At 68.0% G+C, this 22,997-nt stretch carries 22 protein-coding genes; 15 read left to right on the top strand and 7 right to left on the bottom strand.

The window, feature by feature from the left end:
- Positions 1–27 precede the first annotated feature (27 nt).
- A complete protein-coding gene (locus tag ACJ7Z0_RS07245) occupies positions 28–840 on the top strand; it encodes a ferritin-like domain-containing protein (protein ID WP_434789286.1) in 813 nt (270 codons plus the stop codon).
- A gap of 9 nt (positions 841–849) precedes the next feature.
- Here ACJ7Z0_RS07245 and ACJ7Z0_RS07250 read toward each other — a convergent pair whose 3' ends face one another.
- The 4 genes from ACJ7Z0_RS07250 to ACJ7Z0_RS07265 form a co-directional block, all read right to left on the bottom strand.
- Complete coding sequence (locus tag ACJ7Z0_RS07250) at positions 850–1,326, bottom strand: MaoC family dehydratase (RefSeq protein WP_434789287.1); 477 nt, start codon at positions 1,324–1,326, stop codon at positions 850–852.
- A 59-nt stretch (positions 1,327–1,385) separates the two neighbouring features.
- Positions 1,386–2,366 (bottom strand): Bug family tripartite tricarboxylate transporter substrate binding protein, encoded by a 981-nt coding sequence (locus tag ACJ7Z0_RS07255; protein ID WP_434789288.1) that lies wholly within the window; start codon positions 2,364–2,366, stop codon positions 1,386–1,388.
- Between the two features lie 37 nt (positions 2,367–2,403).
- Entirely contained in the window at positions 2,404–3,315 is a 912-nt protein-coding gene (gene xerD / locus ACJ7Z0_RS07260) for a site-specific tyrosine recombinase XerD (RefSeq protein ID WP_434789289.1), read from the bottom strand.
- Between the two features lie 79 nt (positions 3,316–3,394).
- Positions 3,395–4,369, bottom strand: a complete 975-nt coding sequence (locus ACJ7Z0_RS07265; protein WP_431129983.1) for a tripartite tricarboxylate transporter substrate binding protein BugE — start codon at positions 4,367–4,369, stop codon at positions 3,395–3,397.
- Between the two features lie 101 nt (positions 4,370–4,470).
- On the opposite strand from ACJ7Z0_RS07265, the gene ACJ7Z0_RS07270 reads away from it, so the two are divergent.
- Entirely contained in the window at positions 4,471–5,388 is a 918-nt protein-coding gene (locus tag ACJ7Z0_RS07270; RefSeq protein WP_431129980.1) for an AEC family transporter, read from the top strand.
- Here the strand turns inward: ACJ7Z0_RS07270 and queG are convergent.
- Positions 5,336–6,463, bottom strand: coding sequence for a tRNA epoxyqueuosine(34) reductase QueG (gene queG / locus ACJ7Z0_RS07275; protein WP_434789290.1), 1,128 nt, complete (start codon positions 6,461–6,463; stop codon positions 5,336–5,338). The genes ACJ7Z0_RS07270 and queG overlap by 53 nt on opposite strands.
- Between queG and tsaE the strand changes: the two genes are divergently transcribed.
- From tsaE to ACJ7Z0_RS07290, 3 genes are all read left to right on the top strand, one after another.
- Positions 6,449–6,958 carry a tRNA (adenosine(37)-N6)-threonylcarbamoyltransferase complex ATPase subunit type 1 TsaE gene (tsaE, locus tag ACJ7Z0_RS07280; RefSeq protein WP_434789291.1) on the top strand — a complete coding sequence of 170 codons (510 nt, stop codon included), beginning with the start codon at positions 6,449–6,451 and terminating at the stop codon, positions 6,956–6,958. The two genes, queG and tsaE, sit on opposite strands and share 15 nt — an antisense overlap.
- The gene (locus ACJ7Z0_RS07285) at positions 6,955–8,508 is read left to right on the top strand and encodes an N-acetylmuramoyl-L-alanine amidase (protein WP_434789292.1); all 1,554 of its coding nucleotides are present in this window, start codon (positions 6,955–6,957) and stop codon (positions 8,506–8,508) included. Before tsaE ends, ACJ7Z0_RS07285 begins: the two co-directional genes overlap by 4 nt.
- A gap of 135 nt (positions 8,509–8,643) precedes the next feature.
- A complete protein-coding gene (locus tag ACJ7Z0_RS07290) occupies positions 8,644–8,931 on the top strand; it encodes a YMGG-like glycine zipper-containing protein (protein WP_434789293.1) in 288 nt (95 codons plus the stop codon).
- Positions 8,932–8,992: 61 nt separating this feature from the next.
- Here the strand turns inward: ACJ7Z0_RS07290 and ACJ7Z0_RS07295 are convergent, their stop codons facing one another.
- Positions 8,993–9,661, bottom strand: a complete 669-nt coding sequence (locus ACJ7Z0_RS07295; protein ID WP_434789294.1) for a DedA family protein — start codon at positions 9,659–9,661, stop codon at positions 8,993–8,995.
- Between the two features lie 105 nt (positions 9,662–9,766).
- Here ACJ7Z0_RS07295 and mutL point away from each other — a divergent pair, with 105 nt between their 5' ends.
- From mutL to ACJ7Z0_RS07315, 4 genes are all read left to right on the top strand, one after another.
- A complete protein-coding gene (mutL, locus tag ACJ7Z0_RS07300; protein WP_434789295.1) occupies positions 9,767–11,656 on the top strand; it encodes a DNA mismatch repair endonuclease MutL in 1,890 nt (629 codons plus the stop codon).
- A gap of 186 nt (positions 11,657–11,842) precedes the next feature.
- Complete coding sequence (locus ACJ7Z0_RS07305) at positions 11,843–12,847, top strand: alpha/beta hydrolase (RefSeq protein ID WP_434789296.1); 1,005 nt, start codon at positions 11,843–11,845, stop codon at positions 12,845–12,847.
- Between the two features lie 42 nt (positions 12,848–12,889).
- Entirely contained in the window at positions 12,890–13,873 is a 984-nt protein-coding gene (miaA, locus tag ACJ7Z0_RS07310; RefSeq protein WP_434789297.1) for a tRNA (adenosine(37)-N6)-dimethylallyltransferase MiaA, read from the top strand.
- Positions 13,870–14,520, top strand: coding sequence for an ABC transporter ATP-binding protein (locus ACJ7Z0_RS07315; protein ID WP_431129954.1), 651 nt, complete (start codon positions 13,870–13,872; stop codon positions 14,518–14,520). The genes miaA and ACJ7Z0_RS07315 overlap by 4 nt, the downstream gene beginning before the upstream one ends.
- 2 nt (positions 14,521–14,522) lie before the next feature.
- Here the strand turns inward: ACJ7Z0_RS07315 and ACJ7Z0_RS07320 are convergent, their stop codons facing one another.
- Positions 14,523–15,479 carry a threo-3-hydroxy-L-aspartate ammonia-lyase gene (locus ACJ7Z0_RS07320; RefSeq protein WP_434789298.1) on the bottom strand — a complete coding sequence of 319 codons (957 nt, stop codon included), beginning with the start codon at positions 15,477–15,479 and terminating at the stop codon, positions 14,523–14,525.
- 115 nt (positions 15,480–15,594) lie between these two features.
- Between ACJ7Z0_RS07320 and ACJ7Z0_RS07325 the strand changes: the two genes are divergently transcribed.
- The 6 genes from ACJ7Z0_RS07325 (at position 15,595) to ACJ7Z0_RS07350 (ending at position 22,927) form a co-directional block, all read left to right on the top strand.
- Entirely contained in the window at positions 15,595–16,290 is a 696-nt protein-coding gene (locus ACJ7Z0_RS07325) for a GntR family transcriptional regulator (RefSeq protein ID WP_434789299.1), read from the top strand.
- Positions 16,287–17,162: a phytanoyl-CoA dioxygenase family protein gene (locus ACJ7Z0_RS07330; protein WP_434789300.1), complete on the top strand. Its 876-nt coding sequence runs from the start codon at positions 16,287–16,289 to the stop codon at positions 17,160–17,162. Before ACJ7Z0_RS07325 ends, ACJ7Z0_RS07330 begins: the two co-directional genes overlap by 4 nt.
- A 4-nt stretch (positions 17,163–17,166) precedes the next feature.
- Entirely contained in the window at positions 17,167–18,528 is a 1,362-nt protein-coding gene (locus ACJ7Z0_RS07335; RefSeq protein ID WP_434789301.1) for an NAD(P)H-dependent oxidoreductase, read from the top strand.
- Between the two features lie 149 nt (positions 18,529–18,677).
- A complete protein-coding gene (locus ACJ7Z0_RS07340; RefSeq protein WP_434789302.1) occupies positions 18,678–19,043 on the top strand; it encodes a YciI family protein in 366 nt (121 codons plus the stop codon).
- Positions 19,040–20,272, top strand: a complete 1,233-nt coding sequence (locus ACJ7Z0_RS07345; protein ID WP_434789303.1) for an RNA polymerase sigma factor — start codon at positions 19,040–19,042, stop codon at positions 20,270–20,272. Before ACJ7Z0_RS07340 ends, ACJ7Z0_RS07345 begins: the two co-directional genes overlap by 4 nt.
- Positions 20,273–20,311: 39 nt before the next feature.
- A complete protein-coding gene (locus ACJ7Z0_RS07350; protein WP_434789304.1) occupies positions 20,312–22,927 on the top strand; it encodes an FtsX-like permease family protein in 2,616 nt (871 codons plus the stop codon).
- Positions 22,928–22,997: the final 70 nt, after the last annotated feature.

Consider the following 22,997-nt stretch of genomic DNA (forward strand, 5'->3'; position numbering starts at 1 on the left):
CGGGGGGCAAAAACTAGAATTGTAGGGATGCACCCCCGATTGAGCGCGCTGGCCGCGCTGCGACTGACCGATCCTGAAGCAAAGGTGGCGGCAACACGCACCACCGCTGCGCGAGCCGCTACCGATTCCATAGCAACCGAACCCCTGCGCACTGTGGGCGATGACATCGGCGTGCCGGGCCGCCCCGAAAGGCCGCTGCGCGTGGCCGCCACCGCCGTGCAAAAACGCTCGCCCTTCACGCCCGAAGGCCGCGCCGCGTTGATCCATTCGATCTGCCACATCGAGTTCAACGCCATCAACCTCGCGCTCGATGCGGTCTGGCGCTACGACGGCATGCCCGAGGCCTACTACCGCGACTGGCTGCGCGTGGCCGATGAAGAGGCGCAGCACTTCACGCTGCTGCATGCGCACCTGCAGGACATGGGCTGGCGCTACGGCGACTTCCCCGGACACGACGGGCTGTGGAGCATGTGCGAGAAAACGAAGGACGACGTGCTGGCGCGCATGGCGCTGGTGCCACGCACGCTCGAAGCGCGCGGGCTCGACGCCACGCCGCTGATCCAGGCCAAGCTGAAGCGCGTCAACACGCCCGATGCACTGCGCGCGGTCGAGATCCTCGACATCATCCTGCGCGACGAAGTGGGCCACGTGGCCATCGGCAACCGCTGGTACCGCTGGCTCTGCGAGCGCGAGGGCCGCGACCCCGAGGCGGCCTACCCCGAACTGGTGGCGCGCTACGAGGCGCCGCGCCTGAAGCCGCCCTTCAACCTCGAAGCACGCAGACGCGCCGGCTTCAGCGCCGAGGAACTGCGCGCGCTCTCGGCCGGCAGCAAGGACTGAACAGAAGGCCTACGCGGGCCGGGCGTGCACCACCAGCTTCGGCGTGAAGTACTGGACCACCTCGCCGAGCTGGTTGAGCGTGCGGCAGCGCATCGTCACCATCGCGCGGCCGGGCTTGGAGCGCGAGGGCGTGATCTCGAGGACCTCGCTCACCACGTGCAGCACATCGCCGGGCCGCGTCGGCTTGGGCCATTGCAATTCGCCGCCCGAGCCGATGATGCCCTCGGCCAGCGGGATGCCGCTTTCCACCAGCAGCTTCATCGTGAGCGCCGCCGTGTGCCAGCCGCTTGCCGCGAGGCCGCCGAAGAAGGTGTTCTTCGCGGCTTCTTCGTCGATGTGGAAAGGCTGCGGATCGAACTGAAGCGCAAAGGCCTTGATCTGCTTCACGTCCAGCGCATGTTCGCCGCTCTGGAAACGATCGCCGATCGACAGGTCTTCCAGGTACAGCGCGCGCTTCGCGCCGGTGTCGTCAGTGAGTGCCACCATGGGAGTTCCTTGTAGTGCTTGTGCGCATTCTCGAACTTTCAGCGCGCCAGGTCGCAGGGTCAATCGGCCTTGATGTTCGCGGCCTTGACGATGCGCCCATTGCTCTCGAACTCCGAGGCGATCTCCCTGGCAAAGGCCGCGGGGGTGCCGCCGGTCGGCACGTTGTCGGTGGCCGTGAGCTTGGCGCGCAACTCGGGGCTGGCCAGCGCCTTGTTGATCTCGGCGTTGTACTTTGCAACGAGCGCGGGCGGTGTCGCCGCGGGCGCAAAGACGCCGAACAGCGAGTTGATGTTGGCCGCGTTGTAGCCCAGCTCGCCCAGCGTGGGCACCTGCGGCAGGCTTTCGAGCCGCGCGGGCGCGCCCACCGCCAGCGGACGCAGCTTGCCCGACTGGATGTGCGAAGTGAGCGTGGGGCTCGCATTGCTGGAGAGAATTTCGAACTGCCCGCCGAGCGCGTCGTTGAGCTGCTGGCCACCGCCCTTGTACGGCACGTGCGTGATGTCCACGCCCGCCGCCGAACGCACCTGCTCGAGCACGATATGCCCAAGGGATGCCGGACCGGACGTGGCCCAGCGCACCGCCCCCGGCTGGGCCTTGGCATCGGCCAGCAGCGCGCGGAAGTCTTTCGCCTTGCTGGCTGGCGTGGCAATCAGCAGCACCGGCGAATACATCACGCTGGCGACCGGTGCCACGTCCTTCAGTGGATCGAAGGGCAGCTTGCCGAGGTGCGGGCTGAGCACCAGCGGGCTGATGGCCGAGAAGCCGAGCGTGGCACCGTCCGGCGCGGCCTTGGCCACCGCATCCATGCCGATAGCGCCGCTGGCGCCGGCCCGGTTTTCCACCACCACGGTGGTTCCCAACTGGGTGGCGAGCTTGTCGCCGAGCGCACGCGCGACCACGTCGCTGACACCTCCGGCAGGGTACGCGACGATGATGCGAATGGTCTTGGGAACGGCTTGAGCCTGTGCACCGGCGGCAGCGAACAGCGCTGCACCGGCGAAGAGCCACGACGGCTTGAATGGGAAATGCATGGATTTCATGGCAGTCTGGTGGATGGAGTGGAAGGCCGCGGCGTCTTCAGCCGCGCGGGTGGTGCTTGGCGTGCAGTTGCTTGAGCCGCTCGCGCGCCACGTGGGTGTAGATGGTGGTGGTCGAAATATCGGCGTGACCCAGCAGCAGTTGCACCGCGCGCAGGTCGGCGCCATGGTTCAGCAAATGGGTGGCGAACGCGTGGCGCAAGGTGTGCGGCGACAGCGGCACGTGAATGCCGGCCGCGGTGGCCTGCTTCTTCACGATGATCCAGAACATCACGCGCGTCATGCCCGCGCCGCGCGAGGTCACGAACAGGTCGGGCGTCTGCTGACCGTCGAGGATGGCGGGCCGCGACTCCTCCAGGTAGCGCTCGATCCAGCGCCTGGCCTCGCCGCCGAAGGGCACGAGGCGCTCCTTGTTGCCCTTGCCCAGCACGCGCAGCACGCCGTCGTTCAGGCTCATGTCGATGGCCTTGAGCGCAACGAGCTCGCTCACGCGCAGCCCGCTCGCATACATCAGCTCGAGCATGGCGCGATCGCGCAGCCCCAGCGGCGTCTCGACGTCGGGCGCGGCCAGCAGGTCGTCGACCTGCTTTTCGGACAAGGTCTTGATGGCGCGCGGCATCTGCCGCGCCGGCGCGAGCCGCAGGCTCGGATCGGCCGCGATGCGCCGCTCGCGCAGCGCCCAGCGGTAATAGCGCTTGAACACCGTGAGCCGCCGGTTGGCCGAGGTGGCCTTGCCCTTGGTGGAGAGCCGCACACCCATGTAGGCCTGCAGGTCGTTCTCCTTCGCGGCATCGAGCAGCGCGCCGCTGCGTTCCTTGCGCAGCCACGCTGCGAACAGTGCCAGGTCGCGCCGGTAGGCGGCCAGCGTGTTCTTCGACAGTCCATCTTCGAGCCAGAGCGCGTCGATGAAGTCGTCGATTTCAGGGGTTTGTGTGGCGGCGGCCTCGGTCATGCCTGCAAGATAGCAAAAAGAAAATCACCAAAGAAAAAGGCCGCCTCGTGCGGGCGGCCTTGGCTCAGAGCAACACCGGTCAGTCGAGCTTCAGCTTCTGCTTGGCCACCACCTGCTTGTAGACCTCGTACTCGGCCTTGATCTGCGCGGCAAACTGCTCGGGCGTGTTGGCCACGATCAGCGAACCGGTGTCTTCGATGCGCTTCTTCACGGCCGGGTCTTCCACGGATTTCTTCACGCCGGCATTGATCTTGTCGACCACTTCCTTCGGCAGGCCCTTGGGGCCGAGGATGCCGTAGTAGGCCATGCGATTGACCGGCTCGAGCCCCACTTCCTTGAAGGTCGGCACGTTGGGCAGCGCGGCAAGGCGCTGCGGCGCGGACACCACGATGGGAACCAGGCGACCGCTCTGGATGAACGGCATGGCCGACGGAATGTTGTCGAACATGATCGGCACCTGGCCCGCCACCACGTCGTTGAGCGCCGGGCCCGCGCCGCGGTAGGGAATGTGCGTGACGAAGGTGTTGGTGAGGCTCTTGTAGAGCTCCATCAGCAGATGGCCGATGCCGCCGGTGCCCGACGAGGCATACGAATACTTGCCGGGGTTCTTCTTGAGCTCGGCCACGAACTCCGCGTAGTTCTTGGCCGGGAAGCTCGGGTTCACCGCAATGATGTTCGGCGTGGCCGCGATGTTGATGATCGGCGTGAAGTCGTTGATCGGGTCGTACGGCACCTTGGGATTGATGGCCGGGTTGGCCGCCGTGCTCGAGACCGTGGCCACGCCGAGCTTGTAGCCGTCGGGCGTGGCGCGCGCCGTTTCGGCCGCACCCACGATGCCGCCCCCGCCCGCGCGGTTGATCACCACCACCGGCTGGCCCAGCGCTTTGCCCAGGGGGTCGGAGATGACGCGCGCCACGATGTCGGTCGTGCCGCCCGGTGCAAAGGGCACGCTCAGTTCGACCGGCTTGTTGGGATAGCCCTGCGCGAAGCTCTGGCCAGCGACCGCGACCAGCGCGGCGGCACCCACCATGGCGCCCCATTGACGACGTTGCATCGAAAACTCCTTGATTGACTGTATCGAAAAAGCAAAGCCCCGGATGCTAGCGGCTTCGCACTGCGCCCGTGCTGTGGAATACCCATGGTTCGCCACGGTTTATGCTCGAAGCGGTGAACTTCGCCCAGCTGCTCTTCCCGGATTTTTCGCTCATCGCCATCGGCTGGCTGCTTTGCCGCTACACCGCGCTCGACCGCCGCGTGTGGGACCAGGTCGAAAGCCTGGTGTACTACTTTCTTTTTCCGGTATTGCTGTTCCATTCGATCGTGCGCAGCCCGCTCGATTTTGGCGCCACCTCGAGCCTGCTCACCGCGGGCGTGGGCATCGGCATCAGCGGTATCGCGCTGGCCTATGCGCTGCCCTTCATTCCAGGCCTGCGCACGCACATCGACCGCCGCGACCATGCCGCAAGCGCGCAGATCGCGTTTCGCTTCAACTCCTTCATCTGCCTTGCGCTTGCCGAACGGCTGGCCGGCCCGCAAGGCCTGTTACTGATCGCAGTGCTGATCGGCGTGTGCGTGCCCATGTTCAACATCGCGGCCGTCTGGCCGATGGCGCGGCACGCCAAGACCGGCTTTGCGCGGCAGCTCGTGCGCAACCCGCTGATCGTCGCCACGCTGGCGGGGCTGCTCGCGAACGTGCTGGGCTTCACCGTTCCGAACTGGGCCACGCCAACGCTGACGCGCATCGGCGCCGCATCGCTCGCGCTCGGCCTGCTGGCGGCAGGGGCGGGCATGCAGTTCGCAACCTTGGGGCGCGGCAAGGTGCTGGCGGTTTCGGTGCTGGCCATCCGGCACCTGGTCTTGCCGCTGGTCGCCTGGGGCCTCTCCCTTGCGCTGCGCCTGGACGCCACGCAGGCTTCGGTGCTGATGGCGTTTTCGGCCGTGCCCACGGCCTCGAGCGCCTATGTGCTGGCAGCGCGCATGGGCTACAACGGGCCGTACGTGGCGGGTCTGGTGACCCTGTCTACGTTGCTGGGGATGGCGAGCCTGCCGTTTGCGCTGGCGTTGCCGCGCTAGCCGGCGCGGGCCGCTGCGCCAGTGCCCATGCCACGTGCTCGCGCACCAGCTCGCTGGGATGGGCCGCCCGCGTGGCCAAGGCCTCGGCGGCGCCGCCCTCGCCGGCGCGCAGCGCGTTGCCCAGCGCGACGGCGATGTTGCGCAGCCAGCGCTCGTGACCGATGCGCCGGATGGGGCTGCCCTCGGTGAAGCGCAAGAAATCTTCCTCGCTCCAGGCGAAGAGCGAGGCCAGCGCCTGGCCGGTCAGCCCTTCGCGTGCGTCGAAGTCGGGCAGCGCGCTTTTCTTTGCAAACTTGTTCCAGGGGCAGATCAGCTGGCAGTCGTCGCACCCGTAGATGCGGTTGCCCATCAACGGCCGAAGCTCCAGCGGAATGGGTCCGCCGTGCTCGATGGTGAGGTACGAGATGCAGCGCCGCGCATCGAGCCGATACGGCGCAATGATGGCCTTCGTCGGGCACACGTCGATGCAGGCGCTGCAACTGCCGCAATGCGCGGTGACCGGCTCGCTTTCGGGCAGCGCCATGTCGACGTAGATCTCGCCGAGAAAGAACATCGAACCCGCGCTGCGGTCCAGCACCAGCGTGTGCTTGCCGCGCCAGCCCTGGCCGCTGCGCGAGGCGAGCTCGGCTTCGAGCACCGGGGCCGAATCGGTAAAGGCGCGATGGCCGAAGGGCCCCACCTCCTCGGCAATGCGCTCGGCCAATTTTGCGAGCCGCGCGCGCAGCACCTTGTGATAGTCGCGACCGCGTGCATAGACCGAGACGATGGCTTCACCGGGGCGCGTGAGGCGGTCGAACTCCACGGCCTGCCAATCGTCCAGCGGCGTATCGCGCGGCAGATAGTCCATGCGCGCCGTGATGACGCTCACGGTGCCAGGTACCAGCTCGGCCGGCCGCGCGCGGCGCGTGCCGTGTGTTGCCATGTATTTCATCTCGCCATGGAACCCATGGGCCAGCCATTGCATCAGACCTTCCTCGGCGCTCGATAGATCGACGCCCGCGATTCCGATTTGGGAGAATCCGAGTTCCCGGGCCAATGCCTGAATACGAGCAACGAGTGGATGGCTGACGATCACTTGCCGATTGTAGAAATTCCGAAGAACGCCAGCCGCAGACTGCACTGGCGCAGCGAGGACGACACCGCCGCCTTCGCACGCGCGCTTGCGGCCTCGCCCGCCTTGCGCGATGCCTTCATTGCGCTGCATGGCGACCTCGGCGCCGGCAAGACCACCTTCGTGCGCCACCTGCTGCGCGCGCTCGGCATCCACGGCCGCATCAAGAGCCCGACCTATGCGGTGGTCGAGCCGCACGAGGCACCCGACGGGCTCGCCATCTTCCATTTCGATTTCTATCGCTTCAACGATCCACGCGAGTGGGACGACGCCGGTTTCCGCGACATTTTTGCCGGACCGGGGCTCAAGCTCGCTGAATGGCCTGATAACGCCACGGGCCGTACGCCAATTGCCGACCTCGCTATTAAAATAGAAGCAATGACAGACGACACACGCAGCGTGACCCTCCTGGCCAACACCCCCCGCGGCAGCGATCTGCTGGCGCGCATCGGCGTATGAAGGCGAGCGGCCTCAAGCGGCGGGTGCTGCTGCAGGGCGGCAGCATTGCGCTGATGCTCGGCGTGCACCAGATTGCGCGCGGCGCCACCATTCTTGCCGTGCGCGTCTGGCCCGCGGCCGACTACACGCGCGTGACCATCGAGTCCGATGCCCGGCTCCATTCGCAGCAGCTCGTGGTGGGCAGTCCGCCGCGGCTGGCGGTGGACATCGAAGGCATCGACCTGAACCCCGAACTGCGCGAGCTGGTCGGCAAGATCAAGCCCGGCGATCCATACATCAATGGCCTGCGCGTCGGGCAGAACGCGCCGAAGGTGGTGCGCATCGTCTTCGACCTGAAGCAGGCCGTGGTGCCGCAGGTGTTCTCGCTGGCGCCGATCGCCGCGTACAAGCACCGGCTGGTGCTCGACCTCTATCCCGAAAAAGCCATCGATCCGATGGAAGCGCTGATCACCGAACGCCTGCGCGAGGCGCCGCGCGGCAGCGGCAGCGGCGGCAACGACGCCGCCGTGGCCAGCGCGCCCTCGGTGCCGCCGCCCGCCGCGCCCTCTTCGGGTCTCGCGCCCGATGGAGGGCCGCCGATCCTCGTGCGGCCTTCGCCCAACGTGCCCGCGCCGCGCCCTGTGCCTGGCGCCACCGCGCCTCCCGCCCGGCCACCAGCCGCGGCGGCCGCGCCCGCACCCGATCCGCTCGGCGAACTGATGGCGCAGCAGTCGACGCGGCCCGGCCCTGCCGCGCCACCACCGCCCGCTGCGCCCATCGCGCCTGTTGCCCCTGCTGCGCCGCCCGTCGCCGCCGCGCGCAACGGCGCCACCGCGAGCCGCACCGACCGCATCATCATCGTGGCCCTCGATCCCGGCCATGGCGGTGAAGACCCGGGTGCCATCGGCCCCAATGGCACGCGCGAAAAAGACATCGTGCTGCAAATTGCGCACCGCCTGCGCGACCGCATCAACGCCAGCAGCGTCAACGGCAATCCGATGCGTGCGTTTCTTACGCGTGATGCGGACTTTTTCGTGCCGCTGGGCGTGCGCGTGCAAAAAGCACGGCGCGTGCAGGCCGACCTGTTCGTGAGCATCCACGCCGATGCCTTCACCACGCCCGCCGCGCGCGGCGCGAGCGTGTTCGCGCTGAGCCAGAGCGGCGCCTCGAGCAGCGCCGCGCGCTGGCTCGCCAACAAGGAAAACGAAGCCGACAAGGTGGGCGGCGTGAACGTCGGCAACCACGAAGCGCAGGTGCAGCGCGCGCTGCTCGACATGAGCACCACGGCGCAGATCAACGACAGCCTCAAGCTCGGCGGCGCCATGCTCGGCGAGATCCGCGGCATGGGCGCGCGGCTGCACAAGCCGCAGGTCGAGCAGGCCGGTTTCGCCGTGCTCAAGGCGCCCGATATTCCGAGCGTGCTGGTCGAAACGGCGTTCATCAGCAACCCCGAAGAAGAGGCGAACCTGCGCAGCGTCAGCTACCAGGAAAGCCTCTCCGACGCGCTGATGCGCGGCATCCAGCGCTACTTTGCGCAGAACCCGCCGCTGGCGCGCAGCCGTCAGCTTTGACTGCCTTGCGCCGCCCTGCTGTCCCACGCCGGGCGGCCCGTGGCACCGCACACCCAGGCGCGGCAGGCTCCTACAACGCTGACAGGCCGCTTTTGCCCATCATGATTCCATCACTCTAGAAAGGTGGACGACATGATGAAGGCACGAATCTGGATGGCTGCTGCGGCGGCTACCACGGTCATGGCAGTGGCGGGTTGCGCCTCCGGTCCCAACCAGAACCTGGGCACCGGGGTCGGCGCACTTGGCGGCGCGGCAGTCGGCCACGCCATCGGCGGCAACACGGCCAGTACGCTGGGCGGTGCAGCCATTGGCGGCGTGATCGGCAACCAGGTGGGCCGCAGTGTGGACGAGCGCAACTACTACGAGCGCCAGCGCGTCTATCCGCCGAGCACGTACTACCCGCGCAACGGTCCAACCTATTGACCATTCCCAACCCTCAGCTGTGAAGCGCGCCTCCAACGGCGCGCTTTTTTTTGAGCGTCGATCAGGCCTTGGACGGCAACTGCGCGCGCGCTTTTTCCGCGCGCGACGCACGCCAGGCACCGAAGATGGCGATCAGGCCAGGCACGATGATCAACGCCCAGATGATCTTGTCCAGGTGCTCGCGCACGAAGGGCAGGTTGCCGAAGAAATAGCCCGCCGTTGCGATGCCAAGCACCCAGATCAGCCCGCCGACCACGTTGAACATCGTGAACTTTGCGCGGCTCATTTCGGCCACGCCGGCCACGAAGGGCGCAAAGGTGCGAATGAAGGGCATGAAGCGCGCAAGAATGATCGTGACGCCGCCGTAGCGCTCGTAGAACGCATGCGCCTGGTCGAAGGCCTTGCGGTTGAAGAAGCGCGAGTTCTCCCACTTGAAGACCTTGGGCCCGAAGTAGCGGCCGATGCTGTAGTTGCACTGGTCGCCCAGGATGGCAGCGGCAATGAGAACCGCGCAGGCCAGCGGAAAGCTCATGAGCCCCACGCCGCACAGCGCACCCACGATGAAGAGCAGCGAGTCACCGGGCAGGAACGGCATCACCACTGCGCCGGTCTCCACGAACACGATCAGGAAGAGCAGTGCATAGACCCACGGTCCATAGGCAATGACGAAGGCCTCGAGGTGTTTGTCGACATGCAGGATGAAGTCGATGAGAAAGCTGATGATTTCCATGGTGGCGGATTATCCGTGCTGAGTGCCGCATGGCTTCGCCGTGATGGATTCAGAGACCCTGGATGACAGCTCGATACATCCGGGGGAGGCTTCTAGAATGCTCGCGTGAGCGCCCTTCCCTCCTCCATTCCCTCTCTCGATCGACGTCCGATCCGCGAACTTCCCGACGAGCTGATCAGCCAGATCGCCGCCGGCGAAGTGGTCGAACGGCCGGCATCGGTGGTGCGCGAGCTGCTCGACAACGCACTCGATGCAGGCGCACGTCAGGTCACGGTACGGCTGGCCTCGGGCGGCGTTCGGCTGATCTCGGTCGAGGACGACGGCCAGGGCATTCCGCGCGAAGAACTCACGGTGGCACTGCGCCGCCACGCCACCAGCAAGATCGCCAACCTGAACGACCTGGAAACCGTGGGCACCATGGGTTTTCGCGGCGAGGCGCTCGCCGCCATCAATGCCATTGCCGAGCTCAGCATTCTTTCGCGCTTTGCGGGCGCCGACGGCGCTTTTGCGCTCGACGGCCGCACCGGCGAGCTGCGCCCGGTGGCCCGCGCCGTGGGCACCACGGTCGAGGTGCGCGAGCTGTTCTTCGCCACGCCGGCGCGGCGCAAGTTCCTGAAGACCGACGCCACCGAGCTGGCCCACTGCATCGAGGCCGTGCGGCGCCATGCGCTGGCGCGGCCAGAAGTCGGCTTCTCGGTGTGGCACGACGGCAAACTGGTGGAGCAGTGGCGCGCCGCCGACCAGCGCGAGCAGCGGCTGGCCGATGCGCTCAGCGACGACTTCGTGGCGCAAAGCGTGGCGGTCGATCACATCGGCGGCCCGGTGCGCGTGGTCGGGCGCGCGGGCATTCCCGACGCGGCGCGGTCGCGCGGAGACCAGCAGTTCTTCTACGTCAATGGCCGTTTCGTGCGCGACAAGGTGCTTTCGCATGCGGTGCGCAGCGCCTATGAAGACGTCCTGCATGGCCAACGCCAGCCGGTGTATGCGCTCTACCTCGAAATCGATCCGTCGCGGGTCGACGTGAACGTGCACCCGACCAAGATCGAGGTGCGCTTTCGCGACGGGCGCGAGGTGCATCAGGCGGTGCGCCACGCCATCGAGAACGCCCTTGCCGCGCCGCGCGCGGGCGATGCGGTGGCGCCTGCCGGCGTGCAGCAACCCTTTTTCAAGCCGAACCTGCCGGCTTCGGGCGCCACCTGGGCGCAGCCCGCCATCAACTTCACGGCCAGGGAGCGCGGTGCCGGCGATTTCGAGGCCATGTGGCCGCGTCGGGCGGACGAGTCGACCCACTCACCCGAGCCCGCTGCCTCGGGCTGGCCCATTGCCGGCGCATCGCCGATGGCGTTCCGCGCGCCGGCCGCGTTGCCGGGTGCATCGTCGGCACCCGAAGCCCTTGCCACCCACGAGGAAGCCTGGCCGCTCGGCCGCGCGCTGGCGCAACTGCAAGGCATCTACATCCTGGCCGAGAACAGCCAGGGCCTGATCGTGGTCGACATGCACGCCGCCCACGAGCGCATCGTCTACGAGCGGCTCAAGACGCAGCTGGACGGCGCCGCCATCACCAGCCAGCCGCTGCTGATTCCGGCCACGTTCGCGGCCACGCCCCAGGAAGTGGCCACCGCCGAGGCCTGCGCCGCGGTGCTGCCGACGCTGGGGCTGGAAATCACCCCCTTTTCGCCGCGCACCCTTGCGGTGCGTGCGGTCCCGGGGACCCTGGCCGACGGCGATCCGGTGGAGCTCGCGCGCAGCGTGCTGGCCGAACTGGCCCAGCACGACGCAAGCAGCGTCGTGCAGCGGGCACAGAACGAATTGCTGTCGACCATGGCCTGCCATGGCGCCGTGCGGGCCAACCGCAAGCTCACCATCGACGAAATGAACGCTTTATTACGTCAAATGGAAGCTACCGAGCGTTCGGACCAGTGCAACCATGGGCGCCCCACCTGGCGGCAGCTGTCGATTCGCGAGCTGGACGCGCTTTTTATGCGCGGCAGATAACCAATCGGGGGCTTTTGAGGGTTTTTCCGGGGTTTTTGGCGGTCATCCGTGAAGCGGGCACGGGCGTTGCATGTGTAGAACAAAGTGCCGCCTGAGCACTGCGGGGAGGGGTGCTGAGGCGCAGTGTCGGCGCGTTTCAGACGAAAGTGCATGAACTTTCTGCCGGCTTCGCTGTCCCTCTAGCCCATGAAACGCTGGTCCCTGCTTGCCTCCGTTCTTTCGCTGTGCGCCCTTCTGGCGGCCGGTTGCTCCACGTTCGATGAGCAGCAGCGCGAGTGGATCTTTCAACCCAGCGACCGCAGCTGGGGCAATACCGCCACCATGACCGAGGGCATGCAGGACGTCTGGATCGACTTCCAGTCGTCCATCACCGGCGAATCCGCACGCCTTCACGGCCTCTGGCTCGGCGGCGAGCCCGAAACCACCGACCGGCCCGTGATGCTCTACCTGCACGGCGCCCGCTACAACGTCGCCGGGTCGGCGCCGCGCATCCAGCGCATGCACGAACTGGGCTTTTCGGTGCTGGCCATCGACTACCGCGGGTTCGGCAAGAGCTCCAAGGGCCTGCCCTCCGAAGAATCGGCACGCGAAGACGCCCGCGCCGCCTGGACCTGGCTCGCCGCCCGCCATCCCCGGCAGCACCGTTACATCTTCGGCCATTCGCTGGGCGGCGCCATCGGCATCGACCTGGCCGCGCACGTCAACGACGAAAGCGGCACCATCGTCGAAAGCACCTTCACCTCCATTGCCGACGTGGTGAGCAGCTTCAAGTGGGGCTGGCTGCCGTTCGGTCCGCTCATCACGCAGCGCTTCGAGGCGATCAACCGGGTCAAGGACATCGGCGCGCCGCTGCTGGTGGTGCATGGCACCGCCGACAGCCTCATCAACCCCACGCTGGGCCGCAAGCTCTACAACGCGGCCACGGTTCCCAAGCTTTTCGTGCTGGTCGAGGGCGGGTCGCACCACAACACCAATTCGGTCGGAGAGGCCCAGTACCGCTCGGCGCTCTCGCAGCTGTTCCGCATGAAGCCCGAGGCCACCATGGCTGTGCGGCAGACGGAAGGCATGCCCATGCCCGCGACGCGCAGCGCGCAACCGGTGCCCGTATTGCCGCCGCCCCAGCGCGCGGATTCGGCCCCTCCGCCGCAAGAAGCGCGCGCCAAGGCCGCCGCCAGCGCGCAGGCCATCTGACGCAAGGCCCGGCTTCGCTTTTGTTGTTACCCTCGGGCGCTTATGCCGCCCTCCCTTGCCGCCACCGGCCATCCTGAAAACCTGAAATACATAGCGCTCGCGGGGCCGACCGCCTCCGGCAAGACCGCGGTTGCGCTGGCGATGGCGCGCGTGCGGCCGGTCGAGATCGTCAGCGTCGATTCCGCGCTCGTCTATCGCGGCATGGACATCGGCACCGCCAAGCCGAGCCTGGCCGAACAGGCGGCCGTGCCGCACCACCTGATCGACATCCTCGACCCCGCCGAAAGCTACAGCGCCGCGGCTTTCGTGGCCGATGCGACACGGCTGATCGACGAGATCCGCGCCCGCGGCGCCTTGCCGCTGCTGGTGGGCGGCACCATGCTTTATTTCAAGGCCCTGTTCGATGGCATCGACGCCATGCCCGCCGCGGACGCCGCGGTGCGGGCCCGCATCGACACCGAAGCGGCCGCGCTGGGCTGGCCCGCCATGCATGCGCGGCTCGCCAAGGTCGATCCCGTGACGGCCGCACGCCTTGCGCCGCAAGACAGTCAGCGCATCCAGCGCGCGCTTGAAGTCTGGGAGAGCAGCGGGCAGCCCTTGTCGAGCTTTCATGCCGGGGAAAACAAGGCTGCGAAAGGCCTGGCCGGGGGCCTGCTCTTTTCGCTCGAACCCACCGACCGCGCCTGGCTGCATGCGCGCATTGCCGATCGCTTCGACGCCATGCTGGCCGCCGGCTTTCTCGACGAGGTCAGGGCGCTGCGCGCACGCGGCGACCTCTCGACAGAGCTCCCCTCCATGCGCTGCGTGGGCTACCGCCAGGCGTGGGAAATGCTCGACGCGTGCGGCGGCGCATCGCCCGACGCCAAGGCCATGAACGAGCTGCGCGAACGCGGCATCGCGGCCACGCGACAGCTTGCCAAGCGGCAGATCACGTGGCTGCGCAGCATGCCGGCTCGCACCGTCATCGCCTGCGATGCGCCCGACGCCGTGCAGACCGCCGTTCAACGCATTGCAACCGCCGAATGACGCTGCGCATTTCCAAGCTCGCCAAGCACTATGGCGATGTCCCGGTCTTCGAGAACGTGACGCTCACCGTCGAGCCCGGCGAATTCGTCGCCATCGTCGGCGAATCGGGTGTAGGCAAGTCGACGCTGCTCAACTGCATGGCCGGGCTCGACAGCTGGGACGCGGGCACCGTCACGCACGAAGGCACCGACATCGGCGCGCTCGACGGCGAAGCCTGCGCGCTCTGGCGGCGGCGCCACGTGGGCTTCGTGTTCCAGGCCTTTCACGTGCTGCCGCACCTCGACGTGGCGCAGAACGTGTCGCTGCCGCTCATGCTGCTGGGCCGGCAGAAGGACGACGGCCGTGTCGCGCACATGCTCGAAGCGGTGGGCCTGCCCGGCATGGGCGCACGCCTGCCGCAAACGCTTTCGGGCGGCCAGCTGCAGCGCGTGGCGATTGCACGTGCGCTGGTGCACCGCCCCGCCCTGCTGCTGGCCGACGAGCCCACCGGCAACCTCGACCCCGCCACCGCCGCCAAGGTGATGGAGCTGCTGATCGGCCAGACGCGCGAGCACGGCGCCTCGCTGGTGCTGGTGACGCACTCTGAGAGCGCGGCGGCCCGTGCGGACCGCCTGCTGCATCTCACGGCCGAAGGAATTCGCGCCTAAAGCTACGCGAGCAGCGCGGCGTAGCGCGCGAGGTCGACGTTGCCGCCGCTCACCACGATGCCGACGCGCTGGCCCGCAATGGCCTTGCCTGCCGCGATGGCCCCCGCGAAAGCGAGGCAACCCGTCGGCTCCACCACGATCTTCATGCGCTCGGCAAAGAAGCGCATCGCCTCGACGAGCTGCGCGTCCGTCACGGTGAAGATGTCGTCCACGTCGCGCCGGATGATGCCGAAGGTGTACTCGCCCAGGTGCTGCGTCTGCGCGCCGTCGGCAATGGTCTTGGGCGTGTCGATGTGCACGATCTTCCCGGCGCGCAGCGACTGCTGGCCGTCGTTGCCCGCTTCGGGCTCCACGCCGTAGACCTTGCAACTTGGCGCCAGCGCGCGCGCCGACAGCGCCGAACCCGACAGCAGCCCGCCGCCGCCCAGGCACACGAACAATTGGTCGAGCGGGCCGGTCTCCTCGATCAGCTCCTTCACCGCGGTGCCCTGGCCCGCGAGCACGTCGGGATGGTCGTAGGGCGGGATCATCGTCATGCCGCGCTCTTGCGCAAGCCGCTTCGTCAGCGCCTCACGGTCTTCGGTGAAGCGGTCGTACGTCACCACTTCAGCGCCATAGCCCTTGGTGGCTGCGACCTTGGCGGCGGGCGCGTCCTTGGGCATGACGATGACGGCCGGAATCGACAGCAGCCGGGCCGACAGCGCAATGGCCTGTGCGTGGTTGCCCGAGGAGAACGCGATCACGCCGCCCTTGCGCTGCGCAGCGCTGAACTTCGACAGCGCATTGAACGCACCGCGAAACTTGAATGCACCCATGCGCTGCAAGTTCTCGCACTTGAAGAAGAAACTGGCGCCCCAGCGCTCGTCGGCCGTCTGCGAGCGCAGCACGGGCGTGCGGTGGGCATGGCCTTGGAGCCGCGCAGCCGCGGCAATGACGTCGTCGTAGGTAGGTAGTTGCATGGGCCGAGCTTAGCGGCGGCTTGCGATTTGTTGCAGCGCCGATGGGTAAAAACCCGGGATACGCGGCAGCCCGGCCTTTCGTATTCTGTATACAGAGTTCAGAAAGAAGGCCGCCATGCCAGCCCAGCTCGTCAGCATCGAAACCGCGCCCGACCTCGTCGACCAGGTCTACCGCGCCCTGCTGGGCGCCATCAGCAGCGGCTCGCTGGCGCCCGGCGAGCGCATCACGCAGGAAGACATCGCGCAGCGCCTCTCGGTGTCGCGCCAGCCGGTGCTGCAGGCGCTGCGGCTGCTCAAGAAAGACGGCTTCGTGCTCGACGCACCGGGCCGCGGCGTGCTGGTGGCGCCGCTCGATGCCGAGTGGATGCGCAAGGTCTACCAGGTGCGCGGCGCGCTCGACGTGCTGGCCGCAAGGCTCGCGGCCGGGCAACGCTTTCGCATCGACCCCAAGCTGCTGGAGCGCGGCCGCCGCGCGGCGCGCGGGCGCAACGTCGAAGCCATGATCGATGCCGACATGGCCTTTCACCAGGCCATCTACGAAGCCTCGGGCAATCCGCTGATCGGCCAGAGCGCCGGCCAGCACTGGCGCCACCTGCGCCGCGCCATGGGCGCGGTGCTGCAGGCCGAGCCGCAGCGCGAATCGCTGTGGAACGAGCACGAGGCCATCGCTACGGCCATTGCCGCAGGCAACGCCGAACGCGCGGCGCGCCTGAGCGAGGAACACGTCGCACAGGCCAGCGAGGCATTGAGCCGGCGGCTCGCGCACCAGCTTGCGCGCACCGCATCCACCCACCAAGGAGACAAGGCATGAAGTTGACCCCCGAGCAACGCGCGCGGTTCGAGCGCGATGGCTACCTGTTCTTCCCCGGCCATTTTTCGCCCGAAGAGACAAAGACACTGACCGATGCCGTGCCCGAGCTCTACAGCCGGCGCGAAGCCTTCAACGTGCGCGAGAAGGGCTCCGACGCGGTGCGAACCAACTTTGCCGCGCACCTGATCAGCGAGCCCTTTGCCCGCCTTGCACGCCATCCGCGCATGGTCGAGCCGGTGATGGCTCTCTTCGGCGAAGAGGTCTACATGCACCAGTTCAAGATCAACGGCAAGATGGCTTTCGAAGGCGACGTGTGGCAGTGGCACCAGGACTACGGCACCTGGCTCAACGACGACCTGATGCCCACCGAGCGCGCAATGAACGTCGCGATTTTTCTGGATGACGTGAACGAGCACAACGGCCCGCTGATGTTCATTCCGGGCAGCCACCGCAAGGGGGTGGTCGATGCGAAGCATGACCTCACGACCACCAGCTATCCGCTCTGGACGGTGGACAACGAGCTGATCGCGCAGCTCGTGGAGCGCGCGGGCGGCAAGAACGGTGGCATCGTCTCGCCCAAGGGGCCCGCCGGTTCGATGATCCTGTTCCACAGCTGCCTCGTGCATGCCTCGGGCAGCAACCTCTCGCCGTTCAACCGCGTGGCGGTGTACCTGAGCCTGTGCGCCGTCAGCAACCACATCCGCCGCCACAAGCGGCCCGAGTACATCGCACACAGAAATTTCACTCCCATCGAGATGCTGCCCGACGATTGCCTGCTGAAGCCCTACCCCGTCGAAGTGCCGTGGAAGAACGGCCTGCCCGAGAGCGCGCTGCAGACCTCGCTTGAAATCCTCGATACCGCGGAGGCCTGACGCCATGAGCCTCTACACCCGCCTGCAGCAGCGCGCCGCCGAAGGCCGTCCCATCCGCATCGGCCTGATCGGCGCAGGCAAGTTCGGCTCGATGTACCTCGCACAGATTCCGCGCACGCCGGGCGTGCAGCTGGTGGCCATTGCCGATCTCTCGCCCGATGCGGCGCGCACCAATCTCGAGCGCGTGGGTTGGAAGCCGGGCCGCGCCGCGGCAGGCTCGGTGCAAGAGGCCCTCGACGCCGGCACCACCTGGATCACCGACGACTGGCAGGCCGTGACGCGCGAGCCCGCCATCGACATCGTGGTCGAGTGCACCGGCAATCCGGTGGCGGCGGTCGACCACTGCCTGGACGCCTTTGCGCACGGCAAGCACGTGGTCAACGTGACGGTCGAGGCCGATGCCTTCTGCGGCCCGCTGCTCGCGCGCAAGGCGCAGCAGGCCGGCGTGATCTATTCGCTGGCCTTTGGCGACCAGCCCGCGCTGATCTGCGACCTGGTCGACTGGGCGCGCACCTGCGGCTTTCCGGTGGTGGCGGCCGGACGCGGCCACAAGTGGCTGCCGCACTTCACCGAATCGACGCCCGAAACGGTGTGGGGCAACTACGGCCTCACGCCCGAGCAGGCGCTGCGCGGCGGGCTCAACCCGAAGATGTTCAACAGCTTTCTCGACGGCTCCAAGCCCTCCATCGAAAGCTCGGCCGTGGCCAACGCCACCGGCCTTGGCGTGCCTTCGGACGGCCTGCTCTACCCGCCCGCGAGCGTGGAAGACATTCCCTTCGTCACGCGGCCGCAAAGCGAGGGTGGCGTGCTCGAGCGCAAGGGCATGGTCGAGGTCATTTCATCGCTCGAGGCCAACGGGCGAAAGATTCCCTACGACATCCGCATGGGCGTGTGGGTCACCGTCGAGGCCGAGACCGACTACATCAAGAACTGCTTCGAGGAATACAACGCCCACACCGACCCGAGCGGGCGCTACTTCACGCTCTACAAGCGCTGGCACCTGATCGGCCTGGAGGTCGGCATGTCGGTGGCCAGCGTGGCCTTGCGCGGCGAACCCACGGGCGTTGCCACCTGCTGGAACGCCGACGTGGTGGCCACCGCCAAGCGCGACCTCGCCCCCGGCGAAATGCTCGACGGCGAGGGCGGCTACACCGTCTGGGGCAAGCTGCTGCCGGCCGAGCGCTCTGTGCGCCTGGGCGGTCTGCCGCTCGGCCTGGCGCACAACCTCAAGCTGGTGCGGGCGGTGAAGAAGGGGCAGAGCCTCTGCTGGGCCGACGTGGCGATCGACACCTCGACCGCCGCCTACAGGCTGCGCAGCGAAATGGAGGCCATGTTCGCGCCCTCCGTCAAGGCCAGGGCGGCCTGAAGACATAGGTGGCGCAACCGTTGCACCAAACGGCAATCGCGTAAAAAATAATCTGCTCGGCACGGCGCTTCGTGTCGAAATGAGCGGCTGCGGGCCGTCATTGTGGTGAGCGATCTTGCTCAGCCTCTTTTCCACGACGGAGAGACACCATGCAGTACATGTTGATGTTCTATCAGCCCGCAGCCGAGTTCGAACAGCGCGACGACGCCTCATCGCAGGCCTATCGGGCCAGCTGGATGGCATATGCCGATGCGGTGCGCGCGTCAGGCATTTCGCTCGGCGGCCACGGCCTGTTTCCGCCCATGACCGGCACCACGCTGCGCGTGCGCGGCGACAAGCGCCAGGTGCAGGACGGACCCTTCGCCGATACCAAGGAGCAGCTCGGCGGCTATTTCGTGATCGACGTGGCCGACCTCGATGCGGCTCTCGAGTGGGCCGCGCGGGCGCCGTGCGCCACCAGCGGCGGCGTGGAGGTGCGCCCCGTATTCACCGCGACCGCGGCCGCCGCCTCGTGAACGACCCGGCGGCTCATCGGGCCGCCGAACGGGCAGCGCGCGAGTCGTATGGGCGGCTCCTTGCGATCCTGTCGGCGCGCACGCACGACATTGCAGCATCCGAGGATGCGCTTGCCGATGCGTTTGCGCGCGCGCTCGAGCGCTGGCCCGCCGACGGCGTTCCCGACCAGCCCGACGCCTGGCTGCTGAGCGTCGCGCGGCATCGCAGGCTCGACGCCTGGCGCCATACCCGCGTGCAGGATGCAGCCACGCAAACCCTGCTACTGCTGGCCGGTGAGGTGGACGTGGGCGCCGCCGACGGCGCGGCCGTGCCCGACGAGCGCTTGCGGCTGCTCTTCGTGTGCGCGCATCCCGCCATCGACGCGGCCGCCCGTGCGCCGCTGATGCTGCAGACGGTGCTCGGGCTCGACGTGGCCCGCATGGCGGGCGCCTTCCTGACCTCGCCCTCCACGCTCGGCCAGCGCCTCGTGCGGGCGAAAGCGCGCATCCGCGCCGCGGGCATTCCCTTCGAATACCCGCAGGCTCGCGACCTGCCGCAACGGCTGCAGGACGTGCAGGATGGCATCTATGCCGCCTACGGCACCGGCTGGGACGACATCGACGGCGCGGATGCCTTGCCCCGCAACCTCACTGCCGAAGCCATCGACCTCGGCCGCATTCTTTGCAGCCTGATGCCGAACGAGCCCGAGCCGCTCGGGCTCCTGGCGCTGATGCTGTTCTGCGAGAGCCGCGCGGCGTCCCGGCGCAGCGAGGCCGGCGCCTATGTGCCGCTCGACCGGCAGGACATGGCACGCTGGGATCCCGCACTGCTCGCACAAGCCGAGGAATGCCTGCGGCGCGCCTCGGGCATGCAGCGCATCGGCGCGTACCAGCTGGAAGCCGCCATCCAGTCGGCGCACTGCGAGCGGCGCGTGGGAGCACCGGTGCCGCCCGAAGCGCTGGTGGCGCTGTATGAGGGCCTGCTGGCCCTCCGGCCCAGCGTCGGCGCGCAGGTCAGCCTGGCCTGCGCCTTGGCGAATGCGCGCGGGCCGGACATCGGCCTGCAGGCGCTCGACGCCATTCCAGCGGACGAGGTCGCGAGCTATCAGCCCTTCTGGGCAGCGCGCGCGCACCTGCTGGCGGCCGGCGGTGCGCGTGCCGCAGCACGCCAGGCTTTCGACCGCGCCATTGGCCTCAGCACCAGCGCGGCCGTGCGCGCCTATCTCAACGGGATGTCCGAGCGGCTTTGACATTTCCGCCTTCTCCCGAGCGAAGGCCACAATCGCAGCATGCGTGCCTTGCTCACCACCTTTTCATGGCAGGAACTGCGCCATCACCCTTGGCGTAACGCCGCGGCCGTCCTGGCCGTGATGCTGGGCGTGGCGCTCGCGTTCTCGGTGCAGCTCATCAATGCCTCGGCCCTCGACGAATTCTCGAGCGCGGTGCGTTCGGTCAACGGCCAGCCGGACCTCGAGGTGCGCGCCGTGCAGGGCAGCTTCGACGAAGCCGTGTTCGCGCGACTGGCGCAGCATCCACAGGTGACGCTGGCGAGCCCCGTGCTCGAGTTCCAGGCCCTGGCGCTGGCCGGCGAACGCCAGGTGCCGATGCGCGTGATCGGCATCGATGCGCTGGCGCTGCCCACCATTGCACCGGCGCTGATGCCGCAGCCCCGCAAGAACGCCAACCGTTTCGCGATGCTGGCGCCGGGCCATGTGTTTCTCAACGCCGCGGCGCGCAACGTGCTCGGCCTGCCGGCCGAAGCGGTGGAAGGCCGTGCGGAGACGATTCGGCTGCGCAGCGGCAGCGCCTGGCAGCAACTCGAAGTTGCAGGCCATGTCGCCGCCAGCGGAACGGCCCTGGCGGTGATGGACATCGCGGCCGCGCAAGACCTGTTCGACAAGCTCGGCCAGCTCAGCCGTGTCGACCTGAGGCTGGCACCGGGCACCGACCAGGCGGCGTTCATCGCATCGCTGCAGCGGTCGCCGGGCTGGCCCGCCGGCTTGCAGTTTGCCGAGCCGGGCGACGCGGCCGAGCGCGTGAGCAATCTCTCGCGCGCCTACCGCGTCAACCTGACGGTGCTGGCGCTGGTGGCGCTTTTCACCGGGGCTTTCCTGGTGTTCTCGGTGCTGGCGCTCAGCGTGGCCAAGCGCGCGCAGCAGTTCGCGCTGCTCGGCGTGCTGGGCCTGACGCCGCGCGAGCGGCTGCGCCTGGTGCTGGTCGAATCGCTGGTGCTGGGCCTGATCGGAAGTGGCGCCGGCCTGGCCCTGGGCACGGCACTCGCGGCCTTCGCGCTGCGCGTGCTCGGCGGCGACCTGGGCGGCGGCTACTTCGAGGGCGTGGCGCCCGTACTGCACTGGAGCACCGGCTCGGCCTTGCTGTACGGCGGGCTCGGCGTGCTCGCGGCCCTGGTGGGCGGCTGGTGGCCCGCGCGCGCGGCACAGGCGCTGCCCGAGGCGCAGACGCTCAAGGGCCTGGGTGCCGCACCGGTCCCAAGCCAGAGCCACTGGCTGGCGCTCGGCCTCATTGCCGCGAGCGCGGCACTGGCCAACATGCCGGCCGTCGGCGGCATCCCGGTGGCGGCCTATCTCTCGGTGGGCTGCCTGCTGGTGGGCGGCATCACCGCACTGCCCTGGCTGATCGCGCTGCTCTACGACCGCGTGGCACCCGTGTTTGCGCAGCGCGTGTTGCCGATGCTCGCCATCGAGCGCGCGCGGCGCATGCGCGGCACCGCCGCCGTGGCGGTCAGCGGCGTGGTCGCGAGCCTGAGCCTCGCGGTGGCGCTCACGGTCATGGTCGCGAGCTTCCGCGATTCGGTGACGCGCTGGCTCGACGTGGTGCTGCCGGCCGACCTTTATCTTCGCGCCACGTCGAGCGGCCGCTCCGGCAATTCGGGCACCCAGAGCAGCAGCGACACGGCCACCTTTCCGCCGGCCTTCGTGCAGGCGCTGGCGCAACTGCCCGGCGTGGAACGCACCGGCACGCTGCGCACCCGGTCGCTGCAGCTCGACCCCGCACAGCCCGCGGTCACGCTGATTTCGCGCAGCCTCGACGGCGGCGCGGCGCAGGCCCTGCCGCTGGTGGGCCCTGCGCTGCCGGTGCCCGCGGGACAGATCGGCATCTACGTGAGCGAACCGATGGTCGAGCTGTATGGCGCCAAGCCGGGCACACTGTTCGCGCCGCTGTCCTCGGCATTGGGCAGCAGCAGCACCACAGGCGCCACGCCAGCCGCCTTCTTCGTGGCGGGCGTGTGGCGCGACTATGCGCGGCAGTTCGGCGCCATCACCATGGACGCGCGCGATTTCGAACGCCTGACCGGCGAGCGCAACGTGAGCGATGTGTCGCTGTGGCTCGCGCCGGGCGCATCCGAAGGCGCGGTCCGGGCCGCGGTTCGCGAGCTTGCGGCGCGTCGCGTCGGCGTGAGCGGCGAATCCGGATCGAACATCGAGATCTCCGCCGTCGGGCAGATTCGCGCGACTTCGCTGCGCATCTTCGACCGCAGCTTTGCAGTCACCTATTGGCTGCAGGCCGTGGCCATTGCCATCGGCTTGTTCGGCATCGCGGCGAGCTTCAGCGCGCAGGTGCTGGCCAGGCGCAAGGAGTTCGGGCTGCTCGCGCATCTGGGCTTTACGCGGCGGCAGGTGCTGGCGGTGGTGGCGGGCGAAGGCGCGGCATGGACCGCAATCGGTGCCGTGGCCGGGCTCTTGCTCGGCCTCGCGGTGTCGGTGGTGCTGGTGAAGGTCGTCAATCCGCAGAGCTTTCACTGGACGATGGATTTGCTGGTGCCTTGGGAGAGGCTGCTGGTGCTTTGCGCTGCAGTTGTGGCCGCGGGGACGGTGACTGCGTGGATGGCTGGGCGTGCGGCTGCCGGGAAGGATGTCGTTCTTGCTGTGAAGGAGGATTGGTAGTTTTTTGTCTTCCCGAGGCCGGGTCTCGCCCCGGCCTCGGGAAACAAACAAGACCCTTGTAGACTGCCAG

The sequence above is a fragment of the Variovorax palleresanus genome (assembly GCF_051144945.1).
In the GTDB taxonomy this organism is placed as follows: domain Bacteria; phylum Pseudomonadota; class Gammaproteobacteria; order Burkholderiales; family Burkholderiaceae_C; genus Variovorax; species Variovorax paradoxus_S.